The 23,860-nt window shown below is 52.7% G+C and carries 15 protein-coding genes; 12 read left to right on the forward strand and 3 right to left on the reverse strand.

The genetic code is table 11. The features are described 5' to 3' along the window. The first annotated feature begins 7 nt into the window (after window positions 1-7). From L6H70_RS03540 to L6H70_RS03565, 6 genes are all read left to right on the forward strand, one after another. A complete protein-coding gene (locus tag L6H70_RS03540; RefSeq protein WP_236329820.1) occupies window positions 8-3,241 on the forward strand; it encodes an alpha-mannosidase in 3,234 nt (1,077 codons plus the stop codon). A 192-nt stretch (window positions 3,242-3,433) separates the two neighbouring features. Next, the gene (locus tag L6H70_RS03545) at window positions 3,434-4,954 is read left to right on the forward strand and encodes an ABC transporter substrate-binding protein (RefSeq protein WP_236329823.1); all 1,521 of its coding nucleotides are present in this window, start codon (window positions 3,434-3,436) and stop codon (window positions 4,952-4,954) included. Between the two features lie 56 nt (window positions 4,955-5,010). Next, window positions 5,011-5,994 (forward strand): carbohydrate ABC transporter permease, encoded by a 984-nt coding sequence (locus L6H70_RS03550; RefSeq protein ID WP_236329825.1) that lies wholly within the window; start codon window positions 5,011-5,013, stop codon window positions 5,992-5,994. Between the two features lie 5 nt (window positions 5,995-5,999). Next, complete coding sequence (locus tag L6H70_RS03555; RefSeq protein WP_236329827.1) at window positions 6,000-6,836, forward strand: carbohydrate ABC transporter permease; 837 nt, start codon at window positions 6,000-6,002, stop codon at window positions 6,834-6,836. Window positions 6,837-6,854: 18 nt separating this feature from the next. Beyond that, complete coding sequence (locus tag L6H70_RS03560; RefSeq protein ID WP_236329828.1) at window positions 6,855-9,593, forward strand: FAD-dependent oxidoreductase; 2,739 nt, start codon at window positions 6,855-6,857, stop codon at window positions 9,591-9,593. 67 nt (window positions 9,594-9,660) lie between these two features. After that, a complete protein-coding gene (locus L6H70_RS03565; protein WP_236329831.1) occupies window positions 9,661-11,214 on the forward strand; it encodes a hypothetical protein in 1,554 nt (517 codons plus the stop codon). 145 nt (window positions 11,215-11,359) lie between these two features. On the opposite strand, the gene L6H70_RS03570 is transcribed toward L6H70_RS03565, so the two are convergent. Together L6H70_RS03570 and L6H70_RS03575 are read right to left on the reverse strand one after the other, a co-directional pair. After that, window positions 11,360-13,054 carry a response regulator gene (locus tag L6H70_RS03570; RefSeq protein ID WP_236329833.1) on the reverse strand — a complete coding sequence of 565 codons (1,695 nt, stop codon included), beginning with the start codon at window positions 13,052-13,054 and terminating at the stop codon, window positions 11,360-11,362. After that, a complete protein-coding gene (locus L6H70_RS03575; protein ID WP_236329835.1) occupies window positions 13,044-14,798 on the reverse strand; it encodes a cache domain-containing sensor histidine kinase in 1,755 nt (584 codons plus the stop codon). The genes L6H70_RS03570 and L6H70_RS03575 overlap by 11 nt, the downstream gene beginning before the upstream one ends. 294 nt (window positions 14,799-15,092) lie before the next feature. On the opposite strand from L6H70_RS03575, the gene L6H70_RS03580 reads away from it, so the two are divergent. Next, window positions 15,093-15,989, forward strand: a complete 897-nt coding sequence (locus L6H70_RS03580) for a fumarylacetoacetate hydrolase family protein (protein ID WP_236329838.1) — start codon at window positions 15,093-15,095, stop codon at window positions 15,987-15,989. A gap of 112 nt (window positions 15,990-16,101) precedes the next feature. On the opposite strand, the gene L6H70_RS03585 is transcribed toward L6H70_RS03580, so the two are convergent. After that, the gene (locus L6H70_RS03585) at window positions 16,102-16,593 is read right to left on the reverse strand and encodes a GNAT family N-acetyltransferase (protein WP_236329840.1); all 492 of its coding nucleotides are present in this window, start codon (window positions 16,591-16,593) and stop codon (window positions 16,102-16,104) included. Between the two features lie 366 nt (window positions 16,594-16,959). On the opposite strand from L6H70_RS03585, the gene hydE reads away from it, so the two are divergent. From hydE to nuoF, 5 genes are all read left to right on the forward strand, one after another. Next, a complete protein-coding gene (hydE, locus tag L6H70_RS03590) occupies window positions 16,960-18,027 on the forward strand; it encodes a [FeFe] hydrogenase H-cluster radical SAM maturase HydE (RefSeq protein ID WP_236329842.1) in 1,068 nt (355 codons plus the stop codon). 78 nt (window positions 18,028-18,105) lie between these two features. Further along, window positions 18,106-19,098, forward strand: a complete 993-nt coding sequence (locus L6H70_RS03595; RefSeq protein ID WP_236329844.1) for a 2-oxoacid:acceptor oxidoreductase family protein — start codon at window positions 18,106-18,108, stop codon at window positions 19,096-19,098. Window positions 19,099-19,120: 22 nt separating this feature from the next. Then, a complete protein-coding gene (locus L6H70_RS03600; protein ID WP_236329847.1) occupies window positions 19,121-21,412 on the forward strand; it encodes a thiamine pyrophosphate-dependent enzyme in 2,292 nt (763 codons plus the stop codon). Between the two features lie 25 nt (window positions 21,413-21,437). Further along, complete coding sequence (nuoE, locus tag L6H70_RS03605; RefSeq protein WP_236329849.1) at window positions 21,438-21,938, forward strand: NADH-quinone oxidoreductase subunit NuoE; 501 nt, start codon at window positions 21,438-21,440, stop codon at window positions 21,936-21,938. A gap of 41 nt (window positions 21,939-21,979) precedes the next feature. Beyond that, window positions 21,980-23,857 (forward strand): NADH-quinone oxidoreductase subunit NuoF, encoded by a 1,878-nt coding sequence (gene nuoF, locus L6H70_RS03610; protein WP_236329852.1) that lies wholly within the window; start codon window positions 21,980-21,982, stop codon window positions 23,855-23,857. The last annotated feature ends 3 nt before the right edge of the window (window positions 23,858-23,860 follow it).

Raw genomic sequence — 23,860 nt, forward strand, 5'->3', positions numbered from 1 at the left:
AATGAACATGCCGCTGATCAGAAGAGTTAACCGGCTGCAGAAAGAGCTGCAGCTGCGATGGATTAAGGAAAGCCGCGACATCGGGGAGTGGTCCCTGCAAAGGGCGTTTTATGCGGATGAAGGGGGGTACCGGTATGATGCTGAAAAGGAAACCGCTGCTCCCGGCCGCCTGCAGAGCCAGGTAAGAGAAACGCTGTTTATGGAAGCTACGGTCATAATACCGGCAGATTGGGCGGATAAAAAGGCCGGAATCGTATTCAAGGCCGGGGGAGAGGGACTGCTGTCCATTAACGGGTCGCCTTATCATGGACTCGACAAGAACAGAAGCTTTGTTCCTCTGTCCAAGACGCTTGCGGCAAGCGGTGAGTTGAAGCTGAGTATAGAGCTGTATCATGTGCCGCTGATTCCTGACGATCCTTTAAATGGTCAAAAGGATAATGATGCTCTGCCTGTGCATTTTCAGGAAGCCCGGCTGGTGACTGTAAACCCGGCTGCAGAAAGCCTGTATTTCACGGTGACCGTCTGTCTGGACACACTGAACCGACTGGCGGAGCGTTCGATTGAACGTCTTCAGCTGGAGCAAGCGCTTGAGGATGCCATTCTGTTTATCGGGGACCCGGCGGAGGCGGACGAGAAACGTTTCCAGCAGGCTGAGGAGCAGCTGCTAAGCAAACTTCAGGCCGCCGCGGGCAGCCGGAATCCGGGGGACGCCGGAACGATGCATATGGTAGGTCAGTCGCATATCGACCTCGCCTGGCTGTGGCCGCTGAAGGAAACCGTGCGCAAAACCAGCCGTACCTTTTCAACCGTTATTACGCTTATGGAGCATTATGATGATTACCTGTATTCGCAAAGCCAGCCGCAGCTCTACGCTTATGTAAAGAAGCATTTTCCTGACTTATATGAGCGCATCAAAAAGCGCGTAGCAGACGGACGCTGGGAGCTTGTCGGCGGAATGTGGGTTGAGCCGGATTTGAACATTCCTTCCGGGGAATCACTGGTCCGGCAGCTACTGTACGGGCGGGCCTTTTATGAACGGGAATTCGGCAAAACCTCACGGGTGGAATGGCTGCCTGATACGTTCGGTTATTGTGCCTCCCTTCCCCAGCTTCTGAAGAAGTCCGGCGTTGAATATTTCATGACCACCAAAATGAACTGGAACGACACAAACGCCTTTCCGTACGATCTGTTTTACTGGGAAGGCATTGACGGAACGAAAATTCTGTCCTTCCTGAATCATGGTCTTAACGAGAATACACTCCCGGGAGATGTTGGTGAGCACTGGGACAGCTTCAAACAGAAGAAAGCTCATCCGGAGCAGATGCTGCTGTACGGGTACGGAGACGGCGGGGGCGGCGTGACCCGGGAGATGCTGGAGGTCATTGGCCGTTCTGCGGCATTGCCCGGACTTCCGGTGAGCCGGTTCAGCACAGCTCATGACTTCTTTGACGGTGTCCGCGATGCTGCTCCCAAGCTGCCAGTATGGTCGGGCGACATGTACCTGGAGCTGCACAGGGGAACCTACACGACACACGGGAGCAACAAGCGCTGGAACCGTAAGGCAGAGGCGCTGTACCGCGAAGCCGAAATCTGGAACTCCCTGTCCTATTTATCAGGTGCGGCGACACTTGAGGGATGTGCGGAGCTGCAGCAGGGCAGGCTTCAGGAAGGCTGGGAGCTACTGCTGCTGAACCAGTTCCATGATATTATTCCCGGCACTTCCATCCCTGAAGTGTATGTTAAATCAGCTGAGCACTATGAGGAAATATTCAACCGCGGTGAAAAGGCGCTCGGCATTGCACTCAAGGCTCTTGCCGCAGCCGTTGATACCCGGGGAACAGGGACTCCGCTGCTTCTGTTTAACAGCCTTTCCTGGAACCGCAGTGATGCTGCACTCCTAACCGGAGGAGTCGAACTGCTGAATAAAGTCCCGTACGACGCCGGCGGAAATCCGCTACCATACGATCTGCTGAAATCAAAGGACAGTTACCAGATGAACTTTTGTCCGGGAGAGATACCTTCGCTGGGTTATACTACGGTCTGGCTGCGGGATAAGGCGGATGACGCAGCGGAGACAGTTACATCCGTTACACAGGATTCTGCGCCCGGCCGTGATATTGCCGGAACTGCAAATCTGGATCGATGGGAAACGGCCTACTACAGCTTACGATTTGACGATTCCGGGCGTATTGTCTCCTGGGTTGATAAAGCTGCAGGCCGTGAGCTGATTAAGCCTGACACTGCCGCCAATCATCTGCAGCTGTTCCATGACCGCCCGACGGTCTGGGATGCCTGGGAAATTGATCCGCATTTTGCGGAACAGCCGGCGGCGGAAGCCGTTCTGCTCTCCAGTGAAGTCATGCTTCAAGGAAACACCAGGGACATCTTGAGATTCTCCTGGCAGCTGAATGATTCGATGATTGAACAGTGTCTGGTTCTGTATCATGAGTCCCGCCGTGTGGATTTTGAAACCCGGGTGGACTGGCACGAGGAGCATAAGCTGCTCAAAGTTGCTTTTCCGGTAGATATCCGCTCCTCAAAGGCAGTCTATGAAATTCCATTCGGCAGCATTGAACGGCCGACCCATAACAATACGAGCTGGGAGCAAGCTCAGTTTGAGGTATGCGGACACCGCTGGGCAAATTTGTCGGAAGGCGGCTACGGGATAAGCCTGCTGAACGATTGCAAATACGGCTATGACATCAAAGGCAGCGTTATGCGTCTGTCCTTGCTGCGCTCCCCGCGCTGGCCGGATATTACAGCTGATATCGGTGTACATGAGTTCACGTATTCCCTGTATCCGCATGAAGGTGGCTGGAGGGAAGGCGGAGTGGTACGGCAAGGCTTTGAGCTTAATCAGCCGCTGACGATATACGCCACAACAGCACATGATGGCATACGCCCTTCTATGGCTTCATTACTGGAGGTGCAGAGCCGGCATGGTATTGTCGATGCAATCAAGATAGCCGAAGACTCCGGCGGAGCTGTAATCCGGCTGTATGAATCAGGCGGCGGCAGGGAACAGGTGGAGCTGGCTTTTTCCGCCGGACTGGAGGGACAGAAGCAGGCAGGCGGGGAAGCTCCGGCTGAAGGGCATGGCAGAAGTCAGGTCAGGGTAACAGAGACCAATCTGATGGAACAGCCGGCGGAGAACCCGCTGCTGTCGGTAAACGGCGGGACGGTAACCCGCATGCTTACACCATATGAAGTGGTTACACTAAAAGCAGTATTATCCAAATAGCAATGGCCTTTAAGCAGCTTTCCCTGGAGGGGAGCTGCTTTTTGTTTTGGCAGCTCAAGCGAATAGATATTTCCACCCGGTTTGTAGATGCATGGGATACGTTAAATCTTGAGTGCTTGCTACAATAGGACTGTAATCTAAAGGAACAGGTTCCAGCGATGATCGATCCTAAATAAAGGGGAGTGCATGCAAGTGACAAGAAAACGTTCACTGATCGGATCTCTGACTGCGGTTTTTGCCCTTACCGGGATATTGGCCGGCTGCGGCGGCAATAACAATGCCGGAAGCAGTGAAGCTACAACAGCGCCGTCCGGTTCGGCGGCTACAACGACACCTGCGGCTACAGCCGCTGAAGTGCAGAAAGTAAATTTCTCAATTGTCTCGGCCAGACCGGGTGATGAAGCTTTTTACAAGGAACAAATGGACATTTTTATGAAAGCGAATCCAGAGGTTAAGGTCACGGTCATTGCCAATCCGACGGAGCAGTATAACAATGCGCTGCAGCTGTCTTTTGCCGCTAACGAAGGCCCGGATATCTTCTTTATTGAAGGCGGTCAGCCTCAGGCGAGAACGGTGTACGACAATAAATGGGTAGAGCCGCTGGACAGCTACATGGATGATGCTTTTGTGGCCCGTTTCCCGGAAGGGGCCTTCAGCCGTACCAGCCAGACCCGGGTGAACGGGGAGGTCATCGGGATTCCGGTCCGCGACCCGCGCTTCGACAAGGTAAGACCGCTGTACTACAACAAGACTATTCTGGAGCAATACGGCTACAGCGAGCCGCCTAAGACGCACAGTGAATTTGTGGAAGCAGCCACCAAAATCACAAAAGAAGGCAAAGGCCAGGTGTACGGCTTCGCTATGATGGGCAAGGCGCCAGCGGTGTTTGGGCTGAGTGTCTCCGGCCTCGGATCAGGGCTTGAAGGCGGGGTAATCGGATACGAGGGCAACACAATTATCAATCTCAAAACCGGGCAGTTCTCGTCGAAGTCGGCGACACCGGTCGTGGAAATCCTGCGTAAGCTGAACGCGCAGAAGATTGTGGCGCCTGGCTGGGAGAACTGGGATACCGCCCAGATGCACCAGCAATTCGCAGCCGGACGGGTAGCGATGTTCATCGGTGCAGCATGGCAGGCAGAAGAAATCCGCAAGTTGAATGAGGGCATGGATATGGGCATTGCAGCTGCACCGATCCCTGATGCCGGACGGAGCGGATACCGGGATACTCCGACGATTGCCGAGCCGCGTTATGCAATGAGCTCACAGTCAAAGGTGAAGGAAGCCGCCTGGAAGGTGCTGGACTTCCTCGGGTCAGTGGAGTTTGAACGGGCGAATTACGAATATGCAAAAGAGCTCGTGCTGATGCCAGCAGCAATGGAGGGCATTGCGATGTCGGCGGATATGGAGCAGATCGTAAAGGTAATGGATGAGACTATCCGGATGGCTCCGGCTGTGAATACGAATAACCAGAACTATGACCAGTTCTCGAAGAGCATAAGCGATGCCATGCCGAAGCCGAAGATTCAGGAGGTATTCCTGAAGGCGGTGGTCAGCAACGAGGATCCGGTGCCGCTGGCGGAGGATTATGATGCCAAGGCCAATAAGGTCATCGATGAGCAGATCAAGATTGCAAACGACGGAGGCATCAAATTCAGCAGAGAAGACCTGAAGTATCCGAATTGGAACCCGATGGAGAATTATATCATCGAATAAGCGCTGATCCTCAAGGCCCCGGAAACCATACAGAAACAGACAGGAGTGAATTCACAATGGGTTACGGCACACCACAGCAGAGTATTCCTGCTTCCGCCGGCAAGGCTCCGCTCTCCAAAAGAGCGGAGCTGTTCAAACAGATCAAGAAGCACCGTTATCATTACCTGTTCGTGCTGCCGATGCTGGTGTTCTTTGCCGCTTTTACTCTGTGGCCGATGATTGCAAGCTGGTACTACTCGTTCTTTAACTGGGACGGCATCGGCTGGCCGACGGACTTTATCGGGCTTGGCAACTTCAGGGAGGTCGCATCCGATCCGGGCTTCTGGAATGCTTTTATGAACACGTTCCTGTTCGCCCTGACGCATGTGCTGATCCAGATGCCGCTGGCACTCATCGTTGCGGTCATTCTCAACAACCAGTTTCTTTCAGGGAGAAATGTATACAGGCTGCTGCTGTTCGTGCCCGTTATCTCTACTACGGCGGTTATCGGCGTTATTTTCTCGATTCTGCTGAACCCGCTGGGCGGCGCGATTAATGAAATGCTGCTGGGCACAGGGCTGATCAATGAGCCGATTAACTTCCTCGGTTCTACAGCACTCGCGCTTCCGACACTACTCGCTGTTTCTGTCTGGAAAAGCTTCGGAACTCCCATGATCTACTGGCTTGCCGGGCTGCAAACGATTCCGGGCGAACTGTTTGAGGCGGCAAAAATTGACGGGGCAAGCAAGGTGCAGAGCTTTTTCCGGATTACTGTTCCGATGCTGGCGCCAATTGGTCTTGTCATTACTCTGCTCACTTTTATCAACAACCTGGATCCGTTTGATCTGGTCCGTACGATGACTGAAGGCGGGCCGGTGAAGGCGACTGATGTAGTGCAGACTTATATATTCCGCTATGCGTTCGAACCGGAAAGCGGTTCATCCCGTTACGGTTTCGCCTCGGCAGCAGGCATCCTATTCAGTCTGGCCGTCCTTGTTGTCGTCATCATTCAAGCGCTGACCGGCAAATATGCCCGCAGATCCGGCACGAAAGGAGCCTAAGCCCAATGTACCGCCTAAACCGATTCCTGAGACAGCTGCCGGCCCAAATCCTGCTGCTTGTCTTCACACTAATCTGGAGTTATCCGTTCATCTGGATTATCTCGTCCTCCTTCAAATCGCAAAGTGAAATGTTCCTTGGCGGAATCAACATCATTCCCAAGGAGCCGACGCTTGATAATTTCGTGAGGGCCTGGGATCTGGCTAACTTTTATCAATATTTCTTTAATTCGGTTATCGTTACCGCATCTGTCGTACTGCTGGTCCTTGTTCTTACCTCAATGGCAGGTTACGCGCTGGGAAGAGGCAGCATGCCCGGTAAAAAGCTGATCATGACGATGCTGGTCATGTCGATGTTCCTGCCCAAAGGCTTCACCATTCTCCCGCTGTTTGAGCTGATCGTCGGGCTGGGCTTCAACAATACGCTGATGGGCGTCATCCTGGCCGAATCGGGTCCGTCCAAAATCGTATCCATTCTGCTGTTTGTCGGCTACTTTGCCTCGCTGCCCAAAGAGATGGAGGAGTCCGCAACGATTGACGGGGCCGGTTATTTCCGGATGTTCTTCAGCATTATGCTGCCGTTGTCGAAGCCGATCCTGGGCACAGTAACCATTTTCAGCTTTATCGGGGCATGGAATGCGTTTTTTGTTCCGCTGACGTTCACTTTAAGCAAGCCGTCGCTGCGGACGCTGGGTGTCGGGATGTATAACTTCTTTGGAACCAACAGTGTGGACTGGACCGGGCTGGCGGCGGGAGCGGTTATGTCCGTAGTGCCTATCATCATCGTTTTCCTGTTCCTGCAGAGGTATTTCATCGAAGGTCTGGCCGGTTCCATTAAAGGCTAATCAGGCAGGAGGTGTAGCATGAGTCGATCACAATCCGTCCGGGCGGAGGTTCTCGTGGTTGGAGGCGGGACAGCAGGCTGTGTGGCGGCAATTGCGGCCGCTGAGGAAGGCGCAAAGGTCATTTTGGTCGAAAATGATACTGCACTCGGCGGAGTAGCTACCCGCGGTGGTATCCACCGTTATTACTACGGGTCACCCGGGGGGCTGCAGGAGGAGATTGACCGCCGTACCGCAGAAGCAGCCGCAGTGTTCGGGGGAAAGACCAAGGGCTTTCATCCGGATGCCAAACGGGTAGTGCTTGCCGCCCTATGCCGGGAAAAGGGGATTGGGGTCTACCTGAACTCAGCAGTTTATGAGGTCATAAAAGATGAGGAGAATGTTGAAGGAGTGCGCGTGTTAACTCCGGCCGGGCGGCTGGAAATCCGCGCCCGGGTAACCATCGACAGCACAGGAAATGCCCATTTGGTACGCATGGCCGGCGGCCGACTGCGGTACGGCAGGGAGCTCGACGGCGTGTACCAAAATTACTCCTTCATTCCACGCAGAGTACTGAACGGTGAGATCGGGTATGACAATCTCGATGCGGGGTGGGTAGATCCGTATGATCCCTGGGATGTGTCGCGCGCTTTTATCCGCGGCCGGGAATGGGTCAGGGAAGGGTATACACAAGGAGCGCATTATTTTGCCGTGTCGTCCATGCTCGGGGTTCGGGAAGGCGGTCTGATCGAGGGTGACGCAACGATTACCCTGCAGGATTATATTGAAGACCGGCCTTCACCGGAGGTGATCTGCCGCAGCTATTCCCATCTGGATAATCACGGCTTCGACACAGGGAATGAAAGTGAATTCAGCCAGCTGTGGATTGCGGTGATGGGCCTGTTCGTGAAGGGGCTCTGGTGCGATATTCCATACGGGGCGCTTTTGCCTGCCGGTCTCGGAAATCTGCTGGTAGCCGGGCGGGCACTCTCGGTAGACCGTGATGTCGGAATGGGCGTACGGATGCAAAAGGATATGCATAAGGTTGGCGAGGCCGCAGGGGTTGCTGCTGCGATGAGTATCCGTTCCGGCTGTACACCGCGTGAGCTCGACCGTTCAGGGCTGCAGAAGCGGCTGGTGGAACGGGAAGTGCTGGAAGCGGAGGAACTGCGGCGGACTCATGGCCGGAATCTGCGCTTTAAGCGCGGTGAGCTGGCTGGTGTGGAGCTGGGAAGGGAGAGCGCCGCTTCTCTTAGCGAACAGCTTGCCTATTATTTCGAGACGGACGAGCGGTGGAAGGCAGTCTGGTTACTGGGCAGCTCTGCTGCAGCTGCACAGGACCGTCAGGCCGCCCTATTGCTGGAAAGCAAGCTTAAGGAAGGCACACCGGAGGCAAGATTCTGTGCTGCTATCACACTGGCCATGCTTGGAAGAGAAGAGACAGTTCCATATCTTCTGGAACGCATTGCCTACAGGGATATGAATAAGCTCAGCAATCATCCCAAATGCGTCCCGTTCTGGATTGCATCGTTTGTTCTGCTGCGCATGCTGAAAAGCACCGCCGGAGTGATTCTGGCTGTAGCTGCACTTAAAGAGCAGCCGGGCACTGTTCACAGCACCTTTTTACTGGATTACTTGTCAGCTGTTTGTCCATTGCTTAACGACGGGGAGCGCATTGAGGTTGCCGGAGCTGTTGCGGCGTGGTTGGAATCCGGTGAAGCGGGCAGTGATTACCGGATGCACGGGGACCGGCCGGAATCGCTAAGCTGGAGTCTTGAGCTCAGGGCAGCAGCGCTGCTGGCAGACTTGACCGGGGAGCATGGGAAGGACACTGGAGCTGCGGCCGCAGCGTCAGCCGATCCGCGCGGTTATGTCCGCAACGCGGCTACCCGGCTTCTTCCTTGGAGCATGGCGGGTAACCCGGACGAAGAAGGGGCGATTCCGCAGCTTGGGGAGTTTGACATAGCGGTAATTGGCGCTGGAACCGCAGCGGTTGTCTCTGCAGCAGCCTTAGCCCTTCAAGGCAGAAGAGTAGTGCTGATTGCAGACGGAAGCGCCTTACTGACAGAGGTTACAAAGTCCCGGATGACTTTATTCAGTGGAATGAATGTAAAGGTTGACGGTGGTGTTGAACATGAGCTGGTTGACCTGCTGCAGGAAGAAGGGGCTTGGAACGGCGAGCAACTGGAGCCGGTAAAGGTACAGCTGGCGGCAGACCGCCTGCTGCAGAATGCCGGGGTAAGCGTTCTGTATGAGGCCCGCTGTCTGAAGCAGCAGAAGGCAGAAGGATGGAACCGGATTGAGATTGCCTATAAGAACGGCAAAGGCTTGCTTGCTGCCGGCAGGATTATTGGGCAAGCTGATTCATCTCTGGTCGTCCGGCAGGCCGTTCCTGGTACACTGACTGCGGTATTGACAGGTTTCCGGCTTTCCGATGAAACGGCTTATGGCAGCTGGATGGAATGGAACCTTAACAGTAACCGGCTGTATCTGCGTCTACGGCCGGGTTATTATCCGGAAGAAGCGTATTTGGATGTCCGCTGGCCGGCAGAAGCTGGGGAAGCTGCAGGTACAGGTGAGCTGCTTATGCTGCCGGCAGTTGAGGAACTCCGGAACCTTGGAATGATTCCGGAGCATGCTGCTCTCGCCTATATTGCAGATGAACCGTGGCCGGACGGGTTGTCAGATGATGCAGGAACTGTTAATGCAAAACCAGCTGAAAGCTTCTGGATTGCCCGGCAGATTAAAGCGGGGCTGGCCGCTGCTGCACCTGATAATTGAGAATGGCAGAAGTAGTAGGCTTTTTGTTCATAGAATATCTATTCCATATTCAAAGGAGCGATTATTCATGAGTATTCTATCTTCTTTGCCGTTAATACGTGTAGCTGAAATCAAGGTGGAAGGCACACCGTTGCCTGATGTAACCTTCAGTTCTCTGGCAGCACTCGTACCTGAAGGCACTCGGCATCTGGTTGTCGAGGTCAATGCTGCCCAGACCTATACGGAGCGCAGATTCTGTGAGGTTATTCTGAACGGTGATACCGCCGCCCACTATAACCGCAGAGAATTCGTTGCATCCGGTTCTACGGTAACGACAACCAGCACGACGAATACTGATATTGCCCAGGGCGTAGACATCCCTCCTTCAAATGCAGGGTATGGAGGCGGTTATCTGCTGTTTCCCTTTGCCTTCCGTACAGACAATCTGAAGCTCTGGCAGAGTATGGGTTCTTCGCTGGAGACAAGACTGCAGCGTCATGCCGGAGCCTGGGAGAGCACAGCAGCGGTTGACTCTATTACACTTCGGCCATGGCAGAATGTACCCGGCGGGTTTAACCATTGGGCAACAGGCTCCATCATCACCTTATATGCAGTCGATGAAGCGCTGCTGGCCACAGACCGGCTGCCGGATACGCAGTCCAAGAAATTCACGTTCGGCACGCTGCCAACGGATGCCAATCATCTGATCCTGCTGATGTATCTCCGGTCCAGCCATAGTGTGTCTACCCGTCAGGGCGACCGGGTATATCAAGAGCTGAATCAGGATAGCGCCTCTTCAAATTATCCTGTTCAGCGTTTCGGGGGGGAAGGGATTGCGGATGCTAAAATCATCGACGAATTTTATAACGAGAAACGGGTCGGCTGGTCAACAGCAGCAGCAGCTCCAGCGGAATCCTTCGGCAATCTGGTGGTCATGTATCCGGAATACCGCAGCACGGATTTCCATAAGCCGTGGATAAGCCAGCATGCTGCGTACGAGGATATTTTCTATCCCGTCAGCCAGGAGAACGGCCGGAGAAGGAATACGGCAGCATTGACCCGACTGCATTATTTCCCGGGTATGGGCGGAGAATCTTATCTTCCCGGTTCAATCATGAGCGCGTACAAGTCCGGGACACCGGCTGCGCGGCATGTTGTCTCCGCTTCCGGTGAAGCTTCGGTCACGCTTCAGGTTCCTGCCGGAAGTGTCGGCCTCCGTGCAGTAGTGGTTGCCAGAACAAACAGCAGCGCGGAAGAGGACCGGCTGCTGATCGAGCTTAACAATGATACCTCTGCAGCAAGCTATGCCATCCGCAGGGCATCGGCCAAGGGGGAACTCAACATCGAGGGAACGCATGAGACGATGCTGCAGACAGACAATGAAATCGGAGTCATTCCGGGCGGTGGGGCAGAGGCCGGCCAATACGGCTGCGGTGCACTGTCCATTATCCGGCACGCTGAGACCGACCGCCATAAGCATATTCTGTCACTGATCGGCGCAGCCAGCGGCCGCCTGGCCTTGTACGGCGGCCGGTGGAAGAATACCGCAGCCGTAACCACCGTGACCTTCAAGCCGAAGGCCGGCACATTGTTTGCCGCCGGCTCAGTCTTCGAGCTGATAGTTGCGGCTGATGCACTCTAGGCGCATATATGGTATGGAATGTCGCGGTCAAATGAAGGGCAAAAATGCCCTTGATTTAGCCTAATGCCGCAGTTACGGGCAAATACCTAGCAACAACAAAAAGGAGTATTCCCGAAACATTGCGGAGTACTCCTTTTTCCTGCCCCTAAACTTTGCCCGTACGCAAGCCTTCTTCCTCCCGGTACTGGCTGGGGGTTTTGCCGACCAGCCTGCGGAAAATCCGGGCGAAGTATTTATAATCAGGGATGCCGACCTGTTCGGCGATTTCGCCGACCTGCTTATCCGTTTCACGCAGGTACTGTTTGGACTTCTCAATCCTGTAGCGGGTTACGTAATCGGAGAAGTTAATACCGGTCTGCGCCTTGAACAAATGACTGAAGTAGTTCGGGCTGATGGCGGTGTATTCGCTGATATCCGCTACACTGACCGGCTCCCGGTAATGTCTGGCGACGTAATCCAGCGCCTTTTGGATTTCGCTGCGCTGCACAGGCTGGTCGAAGGATAGCTGGATGGCACTCTGCTTCCACATGAACAGGCGGAGCAGAAATTCTTCAGCGTCGAAGATCGTCTCGATGCCGCCGAGCTCAGAGCGAAAACGGCTGCGGGAATCAGCATCTGCCGTAGTCCAGCGCACGGCCAGTTCCTCCATCCAGCGAAGCAGTTCATCAGGCCGGAGCTGCATCCTGGTAAAAGGCCGTATGTATGCGTCATGCACCAGCCGCTGAAGCTGTGACGGATCACTCCAGCCGGCAAGCCGTTCCACCGGGTCCGGTAGTTCCGGTAAAGATGAGTTATGATCATTCAAGGCAGCGGCTGGTTCAGCTCCAAGCATGTTCTCCTGTCCGGCTCCTGATGCGGCCTCGCAAATGTGCAGCCCGCCGTGCCCGTGATAGAACAGAGCGGCCCTCAGCTCCTCTAATTCGCCGAAAGCCGAGCTTAACGATGCCGGCCAGGTTTGCGGGATGGTATCCATGCGGTGTGTTGAGCTTATACAGACAGAGACGGTAAACGGCAAATATTTTCGCGCATGATGCAAAATATTTTCATAGAATAGCTGAAGCTCCTCCTGATCACCGCAGGATGGGGACAGCTGAACCCACAGTCCGATACTTTGCAGCTCCCAGTCGTAAACATTGCAGCAAAGCTTCCCATCCGCAAGTTCCTCAATGATCCTCATCATCACATACTTGAACAGGGAGAGGTCCTTGGCATGAAACGTCCGGGAGAGTGCGGTGAACCGGTCTATGCTGACCATTCCCAGTACATACGCCGGTGCAGGCCTGTGCCAGTTCACGAAATCACAGGTACTATTTAGCTTAGATATGGACTGCACAGCCCCGGACATAATATCATGGATGAGCTGTTTGCGCAGCAGCGGCTGGCTGTCCTGCAGATGCTTGCGTTCCTCAATAGACAGCAGCATTTTCTCCCGGTCGGCTTCGATCTCAGAACGGGCCTGAACGAGAATGTCCAGCAGCTCTTGATAACCGGAGGTCACCTTCAGCAGATAACCTAACGCACCAAGCATTACCGCCTTACGGGCGAATTCGAATTCCTGAAAGCTGGACAGAATAATTACTTTGACCTGCGGCATCTGCTGTTTCAGCTGCTCCGTCAGCTCCAGTCCGTTCATCCGGGGCATTACCACATCGGTAATGACAATGTCAGGGCTCAGCTGCCGGCACAGCTCCAGCGCTTCTTCGCCGTCCTCCGCTTCCCCGACAATTTCAAAGCCATGCTCCTCCAGCGGAAAAGCATAACGGAACCTCTCGCGGATCAGCGCCTCGTCATCTACTACGATACAACGGATTTTGTCCAGTACAACCGGATTAATGCTCATCTGCCTGTCCTCCTCTCAGCGCCGGGAAGGAAATGATAATCTTGGTGCCAAGCCCTTCAGTGCTTTCAATTTTCAGACCGTAAGCCTCTCCGAATTGCAGCTGCAGCCGCTCATGAACATTCCGCAGGCCCATTGACGAGTAACGCGGAAGCTCTTCAGAAGCATGAAAGCCGTGGTCGGAAGGCTCCAATAGTCCGGCAAGCCGCCCGGCTGGGATCCCAGTGCCATTGTCTTCTATGTAGAGCTGTACGATTTTGGATTTGTGCAACCTGCCGCCAACCGTAATCTGCCCGTCTCCGCGCCGTTTTTCCTTAATTCCGTGAAAAATGGCATTTTCCACAATTGGCTGCAGGGTCAGCTTTAGAATTTGACAATCGAGTATTTCTTCATCCACCTTAAAGGTAACCGCAAATTTGTTCTGGTAGCGGATTTGCTGCAAATATACGTAATGCTTCAGTCCCTGCAGCTCATCGCCCAGCGAAGTCAGCGCTTCCCCTTTGCCCATCGAATAATTCAGCAGATTAACGAGCGCATGCAGCACCTTGGCGATTTCGTCCGTCCGTTTCAGGTCGACCAAGGCATTAATGGAGTTAAGCGTATTGTAGAGAAAATGCGGGTTAATCTGGGCTTGCAGCGCGCGGAATTCGTACTGCTTTTTCATCTTTTCAATTCTCAGCTTGTCGTCAATCAGCTCCCCGATATGATCCAGCATGACGTTAAAGGAGTCTGCCAGCGTGCGGAACTCATCCTTGCGCTTCAGCTGGACCCGGAGCCCCAAATTACCTTTTTGAATACGGCGCATCTGCAGAATCAGGCCGGAGATCGGTCCGTCAATGTAACGAGCCAAAAAAAACGAGATAATTAGCGAAAGCAGTATAAAAAAGATCACCAGATAGATGGCATAAACCCGCAGCTGAGTGACCGGAGCGAGGATGTCCTGCTTGTCAACAAAGCTGACCAGCCGCCAATTCTGCGAATTAGGGCTGCCGAACAGAGCCACAAATTCCTCATTCGCTGTATACAAGGGGAGCACGCCGGCGGCTTCCTGCTGAAGATAGCTTTTGATCTGGGGAAAAAGACCGCTGTATTCATCCTGCCGTACTTTAACAGAGCTGAGGATCGGCTGGATCTCCGGGTTGAACAGCAGGGTGGAGGTGGAGGGAGAAGGATTCATACCGGCGATCAGCTCGTTCAGGGCAAGCAGGTCGATGTCGGCAGCCAAGATGCCCTGGATGTCCATTCCTCTGTAAACGGTTACGGCCATCGTAAGTACAAGCCCTTTATTCTTGGACTGGTAGGGGCCGGCAGTCTGCAGGGAGGTCCAGGAGGTCCGGGCAGAGGCAAACAGCTTATCCACAAGGGACTCCGGAAGCACAGTAGTCTGTGCCGTTTCATAAACAGAGTAGTCCGGGGCAATGAAATACATGCCTCTGGAAAAAGGATACACGGAATACTGATACATCTGAAGCACACGGGTAATACCTTCCCGCGACTGGTCCGTTTCCGACAGCTTTCCGGCCAGCTGGCCGAGCGGAGCCTGGATATCCGATAGAATCCGTTCCAATTGCTCGGATTGCCGGTCCGAGTACGATTTCATCTGGCTCATCTGTTTTTCGGTCAGCAGATCGGTAATATACCCGTAGGCAATCAGGCTGATCGATAGTGCAACCGTCAGCATACAGGCAAGGATGATGACGAACATTTTAAAGCGGATTTTGTGCATAAAAAGTAGCAGCTTCTTCATAGCCGGCAGCCCTCCGCATATTTGACCTGTAAGTCCAGTTTAACGATGCTTTTTCACCACTGTCAATGCGCTGGCCAAAGCGGATAGATTTATCCACCCTTGTTGTAGCTGTGTAGGATACGCTCCGAGCTTAGACAAAATGATGACATGCAAAAGTCCTTGTGTATGTTATCATCTATTAGTCTGTAAATCTTGTAAGGATTTTGATAGCAGATGGAGTAGTTACATGTCAGAGGATGTGCTATTTTTGTAAAAGCAAGCGAGATTTCCCTAAGCTGAGAGGAGAGATTTACGATGAAGCTGCTCAATTATGTGCAGGATGGCGGTTATAAGCTGGGTATACATACGGATGCAGGGATTGTAGACGTTGCCGGAGCTGCTGAAGCAAGCGGACAGACGGAGTTAGCGGACCTAAATATCCATCAGGCCATTTCAGGCGGAGATGCAGTACTTGATAAGCTGCTTAGTCTTACCGATTTCGCTCACGGTAACCCGGCCAACAGCCATTTGCTGCTTGATGAAGCCGGACTCGCCTTTGGGCCGGCGGTGACCCATCCGGGTAAAATCCTCTGCGTGGGCCTCAACTACCGCAAGCATGCGGAAGAAACGAAGGCAGCGATCCCGCAGACGCCGATTCTGTTCAGCAAATTTAACAATGCGCTGGCCGGGCATCAGGAGGAGGTGCCGCTACCAGCGGTTTCTCAGCAGGTGGACTATGAGGCTGAGCTGGCCATAGTGATTGGTCGTAAGGCTTATAATGTAAGTAAAGAGGATGCACTTGATTACGTCTTCGGCTATTGCTGTGCGAATGATCTATCGGCCCGTGATTTGCAATTCCGTACCCAGCAGTGGCTGCTCGGCAAAACCTGTGATAAGTTCGCACCCGTAGGTCCGTATCTGGTTACAGCGGATGAAATAGGGAATCCGAATAACTTGAGAATTACCTGCACGGTTAACGGTGAAGTACGGCAATCTTCGAATACGTCAGATATGATCTTCCATTGTGATGAGATTGTCAGCTACATTTCACAGCATATGACGCTGGAGCCGGGGGACATCATTCTGACAGGTACACCGGAAGGCGTGGTACTCGGTTATCCGCCGGAGAAGCAGGTATATCTGCATGCTGGCGATGTCGTGACCGTGGAGATCGAACAGCTGGGCAGGCTGACCAATACAATGACCTTATAACCGTGTCTAAATGAGATCATCCTTAGCGATATAAACAGCGGCAGCCATGGACGAAATTAAGTCCTAGACTGCCGCTGTTTGATTAAGCAAACGTTCCTGTTAGTTCATCAATCTAAAGGTATGTAACCATAGTTATAGATGTACCTACGACTCCAACTTCTTTAAAATCAAATCGTTGATATAATCTCACTGCTCCCAAATTGCCCGGATCTACACTTAATGATACTCCTTTTATGCCCTTTTCTTTCATTTCATCAATAAGTGTTTTTATCAACGCTGCACCAATTCCTCTTCCTCGATATTCAGCCTTTACAGCCAAGCCTAGTTCTGGTATATCATGACGAACATATCCAAATCCTTTATTGTCTTCAGTGAACAACCGGGCCGTAATTGAGCCTACAGATAAGCCAATGCTATTTACTGCAATGAATCCCATGTCTCCTTCTTTACCCCAGCCTTCCACATACTTGGATAAAAAGGGCTCATTAATGACGTTCCGGTTAAAAGGCTGTTGTCCTTCGGGAACATATAAAGATTCGTAGAGCATTTCCCTTAAAAAAGGTGTATCTGCCTCAGCAACTGGTCTGATTGAATAAGAATCCAAAGTCAATACCTCCCAAAATAATGATTATGATTAGCAGATGTCCCCTCAAATAGCTGTTACCCGGTTGCTTCCATTCTTTGGTTCCGCTCTTCCTGTAAAATAGTATAGTATAACTCGTCCCAGATTAAATACCCATCCATTTAGTCAAAAGCATAATTTCCCCCAATATCCTATCGGTATAGAGCTTATGCATAATCTTTTCAACAATTCGCAAAAAGATCAAAAACAAGCAGACAAAACCCGGAATTTAAGTATAGAGTGCTGCATAGTCTAGAGTAATTCTTCTCGCGTAAGCTTTTGCAGAAGGGACACAGTCAGTGGAGTGGCTGGTTTCGGTCTGCCGTGAGGGATGGAGGCACTTGTACGATGGACGCCCTATTAAGCAAATTGTCCGAACAGCATATGCTCACAGCAGATGAAATCATCTGGTTTCTCCGGCATTTAACCCCCGACCTTAAGAAACGGTTATATCTTTTAGCTTCTGAGACCTGCAAGCAGTATTATGCTGAAAGCGTTTACTCCCGCGGTTTGATTGAGTTCTCCAACTTCTGTAAACAGGATTGTATGTATTGTGGTCTGCGTAGATCCAATTCACTGGCCCAGCGGTATAGGCTGACGGAGGAAGAAATACTCGAGTGTGCTGAAGAAGGTTATCAGCTTGGATATCGTTCGTTTGTACTGCAGAGCGGGGAGGACTTCCGGTTTACAGAGCAAGCGATGGTCTCAATTGTCAGAAATCTGAAAAGGCTTTTTCCCGATTCGGCTGTTACATTGTCAGTCGGCGAACGAAGTGAAGCCTTTTATCGTGCTTTGTATGATGCAGGCGCTGACCGGTATCTGCTGCGGCATGAGGCAGCTTCACGCCAGCTCTATGAGTCGCTGCATCCCGGCATGTCGTATGACAACCGCATGAACTGCCTGCGTGTGCTGAAAGAGATCGGCTATCAGGTAGGGGCTGGCTTCATGGTGGGGCTTCCCGGCCAAACCTATCAGCATCTTGCCGAAGATTTGTTGTTTCTGCAAGAGTTCCATCCGGAAATGATCGGGATCGGCCCGTTTATCCCTCATAGTGCAACACCGCTTAAAGAGGCTGCCGGCGGAACAGTGGAGGACACTCTGGTCATGATAGCCATGGCAAGATTAATGGTTCCCGATGCTTTAATGCCAGCTACCACTGCTATGGGCACACTTGATCCGGTTGGGCGGGAAAAGGCGATTGCAGCAGGAGCGAACGTCGTTATGCCTATTCTGTCCCCGCTGAAGGTCCGCCGCAAATATGCGCTCTATGAGCATAAAATCTGCATGGGCGATGATCCCGCGCATTGCCGGAGTTGTATTGAAATGCGGATTGCCGTGTCCGGATACAAGCTGGAGCTGAGCCGCGGCGACCACTGTAATTTTCCCTGCTTATCTAAGGAAGAACTCGCAAGGTGAGCTTTCTTATAAGGAAGTAAGTGAAACATTTCACTTACGGAATAAAGAATTCAGCAGCACTACAAAGGAGGAAACCAGTTGTCTACTTTGACGAAGAAAAACGCACTCGGCTTCTTTGAAATCCGGCTTGAATCCATCGGCGGACTCGGCGCCAACCTGGCAGGAAAAATGCTTGCGGAGACCGGCGCGCTCGAGCTGGGCTTTAACGCCGCTAACTTCTCTTCCTATGGCTCTGAGAAAAAAGGCTCTCCCGTGAAAACCTTTGTCCGCTTCTGTGATCCGGAGATTGAGATCAGAGATCATAGTCCGATTGAAGAGCCGCATCTGATCGCGGTTTTTCACGAGGCTCTGTACAAGATTGTAAACGTGGCAAGCGGCCTGCAGCCGGACGGGGTGGTTCTGGTCAACACAACCCGCGACTTCGATGATGTACGTTCAAGTCTGAAGATTGAATCCGGGACAATTGCCCTGATTGATGCCATGGGGATAGCCGTTGAGGAGAGAACCAAGATCAACACGGCGATGCTTGGTGCGATGTTCCGTATTTGTGATTTCCTCGATCCCGAGGCGATGCGTACCGTTATCCGCAGAACGTTCGAGAAGAAATATCCGCAGCTTGTGGAGCCCAACCTCCGCACTTTCGACCGGGGCTACAATGAGGTGGAATTCAAAACGTATGAAGTACCGGAAGGCTCGCAGATTAAACCTTTCAAACGTGTACAATCCTTGCTTGGTTACAAAACGCAATTGCCAGGCGGAGTGATCGCAGCACAGGGAAACAGCATACTCAAGGATCTGGGCGGTTCCCGCGCAGGGCTGCTACCGGAGTTTCATGCCGAGAAATGCATCAATTGCGCGGCCTGCGATAATGTCTGCCCGGACTATTGCTTCGTATGGGAATCGGCAGAAGACAAGCGCGGCCGCCTGCAGCAGGTTCTGCGGGGCATTGATTATCAATATTGTAAAGGCTGCCTGAAATGCGTCGAAGCCTGCCCTTCTGATGCGCTGACCAGCCTCCGCGAAGAACCCGGCTATGCCGAGCTGAACCGTGTTACCCAAGTGTTCTGTTAAATGAAGAGGGAGGAACCTACTAATGGCTGTTAGTGAAAATAAATTATCTGATGCTGTGCCTGCCGAGCAGGTCACATGCTTTGAATCCGGCAATGAAATGGCGGCTACAGCAGCCGCACAGATCAACTACCATATGATGGGCTATTTCCCTATTACTCCGTCCACTGAGGTGGCGCAATATCTTGATCAGATGAAGGCCCGCGGGCAGCATGATATTCAGCTGGTTGCAGCGGACGGAGAACACGGCTCCGCCGGCATCTGTTACGGCGCAGCTATGGCTGGGGCACGGGTTATTAACGCCACCAGCTCGCAAGGATTTCTGTACATGCTGGAGCAGCTGCCTACCCAGTCTGGCACCCGCTTTCCAATGGTCCTAAATCTCGTTACCCGCGCGGTCAGCGGACCGCTCGATATCCGCGGCGATCATTCCGACCTGTATTACGGCCTGAATACCGGCTGGGTCATCCTGACAGCCAGCACACCGCAGGCAGTATACGATATGAACATTATGGCACTTAGGATTGCCGAGCACTCGGAAGTCCGGCTGCCGGTAATTGTAGCTTATGACGGTTTCTTCACCTCCCACCAAAAACGCAAAGTAAAGTACTTTAAGGATAACGCTATAGTTCAGCAATTTGTAGGCCCGAATCCGAATCACGCCTACGCTAATGTATCTGATCCGTCCCGGCCGGTGACTATCGGTGCGCACATGGGCGGAGATGACCTGCTCAACAACCATTATCAGCTGTCTGAAGCGCTTGAAAAGGCCGGCGAAGTATACAGTGAAGTAGCCCGGGAATATGCGCTTTTGTCAGGACGTGAATATAAGGTTCTCGATCTGTACCGGATGGAAGATGCTGAATACGCCTTGTTCCTGCTCAATTCTGCAGGTGAGACGGCCAAGGATACCGTCGACGCGCTGCGTGCCAAAGGGATCAAAGCGGGGCTGATCCGGCCGAATATCATCCGGCCATTCCCGGCAGAAGAGCTGCGTACTGCACTTAAGAACGTCAAAGCCCTGCTTGTCGGCGAACGTGCAGACTCTTATGGTGCACAGGGCGGCAATCTGACCCATGAAATCCGCTCGGCACTGCAAATTGATCCGGATAACAAAACCATCATTCTCTCGCGGATCTTTGGCCTTGGCGGAAAGGATTTCTATGCGGATGATGCGGCTGCCTTCTTCCAGCTGGCCATCGATGCAGCAGAGCAAGGCAGCGCTGAGAAGCCTTTTGACTATTACGGCTATTATCCCGGTGAAGAAAAAGACGCACTTGCGCCGGTAATCGAACCGATGCATGGCAATGCCTACAAAACCGGACTGATCCAGGTGACCCAAAACGAAGAAACAGGCCTGCTCAAAGTCAAGCTGCCGCCGCTGCGGCAATTGACCGTGAAGCCTCACCGTTTAGCTCCCGGACATGGCGCCTGCCCCGGCTGCGGGGCACTTTCTGCCCTGGAATTGTTCTTCAAAGGCATTGAGGGTGATATGGTCGTACTGTTTCAGACGGGCTGCGCGTATGTGGTCACGGCAAGCTACCCGTATTCCTCACACAAACAGACCTTTGTGCACAACCTCTTCCAGAATGGTGCAGCTACACTGGCCGGGATGGTAGATGCTTTCTATGAGCTGAAGCGGCGCGGAGAAATCCAGGTTTCTGATGACGTTACCTTTGTGATGGTCTCAGGTGACGGCGGTATGGATATCGGGATGGGAGCGACCGTAGGCGCAGCCCTGCGCAACCATAAAATGATCATTCTGGAATACGACAATGAAGGCTATATGAACACCGGTTCCCAGCTGTCCTATAGCACGCCGATGGGACACATGACCAGCACCTCCGGTGTCGGCACCACGCAGAAGGGGAAAAAAGGCCACCATAAAGACACCGCGCAAATACTAGCTGCCTGCAATATTCCTTACGTGTTTACCGGTGTAGAGAGCAACCCGCAGGATCTGCTGCAAAAAGCGGCTAAAGCCCAGTGGTATGCGAATAATGTGGGCACTGCCTACGGCAAAATCCTCTGTGCCTGCCCGCTCAACTGGAAGACACCGGATGACCAGGGCAATGAGCTGGTGAAGGCAGCTGTAGATTCCTGCTTCTTCCCGCTGTATGAGATTGAACAGGGCATTACCCGCATTACCTATAATCCGGAAGAGAAGGGCAAGCGGATCCCGGCGGTTGACTGGCTGAAACGTATGGGCAAAACGAAGCATCTGGTGAAGGATACCGAGCTGCTGCAAGATTTTGAGAATGAAATCGAACGCCGCTGGAACCGGTTGAAGCTCAGACATGAAAACGCGCTGCTCTAATCTGGATTGAAGGGAGCCTGCCTAAATGGAACACCAACAAACCTGCTCAAGCGTCGACATTGCCGAAGCCGATGAGAAGTTGGAGAAAGTGAAACACGCCATCGAGCAGTTCAAACTCATGAAGGGTGCTTTGATCCCTGTACTTCATGAAGTGCAGGATATATACGGATTTTTGCCGGAGCCTGTGCTCCAGGTGGTTTCGGAAGAGCTGAATCTGCCCTTAAGTGAAATTTATGGGGTTGCTTCGTTTTATCATTTCTTTTCCCTGACTCCGAAAGGAGAGCATGTGATTCATGTCTGCATGGGAACCGCCTGCTACATCAAAGGGGCTCAAGCGGTGCTGGACCGGCTCAGTACAGAGCTTAAGGTTCCTGTGCAAGGAACGACAGAGGACAACAAATTTACACTTGAAGCGACACGATGTCTGGGAGCCTGCGGACTCGCCCCTGTCATGACGATCGGTGAGAAAGTACATGGACGCCTAGTGCCTAATGCCGTGCCGAAAATTATTAATGAGTATAAGTAATTCCCGGCAATTCACGCACATTTTTAACAGGAGGTATTGGCATGAAGCTGTTAACGGATCTTGATGCTATCCGCACGCTTACGCAGAGCCGTCTGGATAACCGGAGAATCACCGGGGCCTCCGGGGAGTCTATTACATTCAGATCAGTGATGGTGTGCGGCGGTACAGGATGCACATCCTCGGATTCTAATACCATCATCGCCGCTTTGGAGCAGGAAATATCCAGCCACGGGATTGAGAGTCAGGTGGAGGTCGTGCGAACGGGCTGTTTCGGCCTTTGCGAGCTGGGGCCAGTCGTGATCGTCTATCCGGAGGGCATTTTTTACAGCCGGGTAGAGGTGAAGGATATTCCTGCTCTTGTGGAACAGCATTTGCTGAACGGCAAGCCTTATGACAAGAAAATATACGAAAAGACCCGGCATGGTGAGGAAATCCTGAGCTTTGAGGAAACAGACTTTTATAAAAAACAAGTGCGGATCGCGCTTCGCAATTGCGGTACCATTGATCCCGAAGTCATAGATGAGTACATTGCCAGTGACGGTTACAAAGCGCTTGCCCAGGTGCTTACGACGATGAGCCGCGAGCAGGTGATTGACACGGTTAAGCAGTCCGGGCTGCGGGGACGCGGCGGCGGCGGATTCCTCACTGGTCTTAAGTGGGAGTTCGCGGCCAAACAGAACAAACAGCAGAAGTATGTCATCTGCAATGCCGACGAGGGTGATCCAGGAGCATTCATGGACCGTTCAATCCTGGAAGGCAATCCACACTCGGTCATCGAGGCGATGGCCATTGCAGGGTATGCCATCGGTGCGAACCAGGGGTTCATCTATGTCCGGGCAGAATATCCTATCGCGGTACAGCGGTTTACCAAAGCACTGGATCAAGCACGCGAGTACGGGCTGCTGGGCGATGACATTTTTGGCACCGGCTTTACCTTTAACATCGATGTGCGCCTTGGCGCGGGGGCATTTGTCTGCGGAGAGGAAACCGCTTTGATTCACTCCATAGAAGGCCACCGGGGGATGCCGACACCTAAGCCTCCCTTCCCGGCTGTTGAAGGATTATGGGGGATGCCGACAATCATCAATAATGTGGAAACGCTTGCTAATATTGCTCAGATTATTCTGAACGGCGCAGAGTGGTACGCAAGTATCGGAACCGAGAAATCGAAGGGGACCAAGGTGTTTGCACTCGGAGGCAAGGTCGTGAACACCGGACTGGTTGAGGTTCCGATGGGCATTACGCTGCGCGAGGTCATCTTTGAAATCGGCGGCGGGATTCCCGGCGGTAAAAAATTCAAGGCCGTTCAAACGGGAGGGCCGTCGGGGGGTTGCCTGACCGAAGAACATCTGGACTGCACCATAGATTTTGATACACTGACCAGTCTAGGTTCCATGATGGGCTCAGGCGGAATGATCATTATGGATGAAGATACCTGCATGGTGGATGTCGCCCGGTTCTATCTGGACTTCACCCGTGACGAATCATGCGGCAAATGCACCCCTTGCCGGATCGGTACCAAACGGCTGCTTGAGATGCTCGATAAGATTACCGATGGCAAAGGGACGATGGAGGATCTCGAGAATTTGGAGCAGCTGTCGCTGCAGATTAAGAACGCCTCTCTGTGTGCGTTAGGGCAGACTGCCCCCAACCCGGTATTGTCGACCATTAAATATTTCCGTGATGAATATATGGCTCATATTACGGACAGCAAATGTCCGGCCGGTGTCTGCAAATCCCTGATCTCCTATGAAATCGATGCTGAGCTGTGCCGCGGCTGCAGTCTCTGTGCCCGGAAATGCCCTAGCGATGCGATTTCCGGCAAAGTGAAGGAACCGTATGTCATCGATAAGGCAACCTGCATCAAATGCGGCGTCTGCTTCGATGTGTGCAAGTTCAAAGCGGTAGCGATAGTCTGACGA

It is taken from the genome of Paenibacillus auburnensis, assembly GCF_927798115.1.
Lineage (GTDB): Bacteria > Bacillota > Bacilli > Paenibacillales > Paenibacillaceae > Paenibacillus_AQ > Paenibacillus_AQ auburnensis.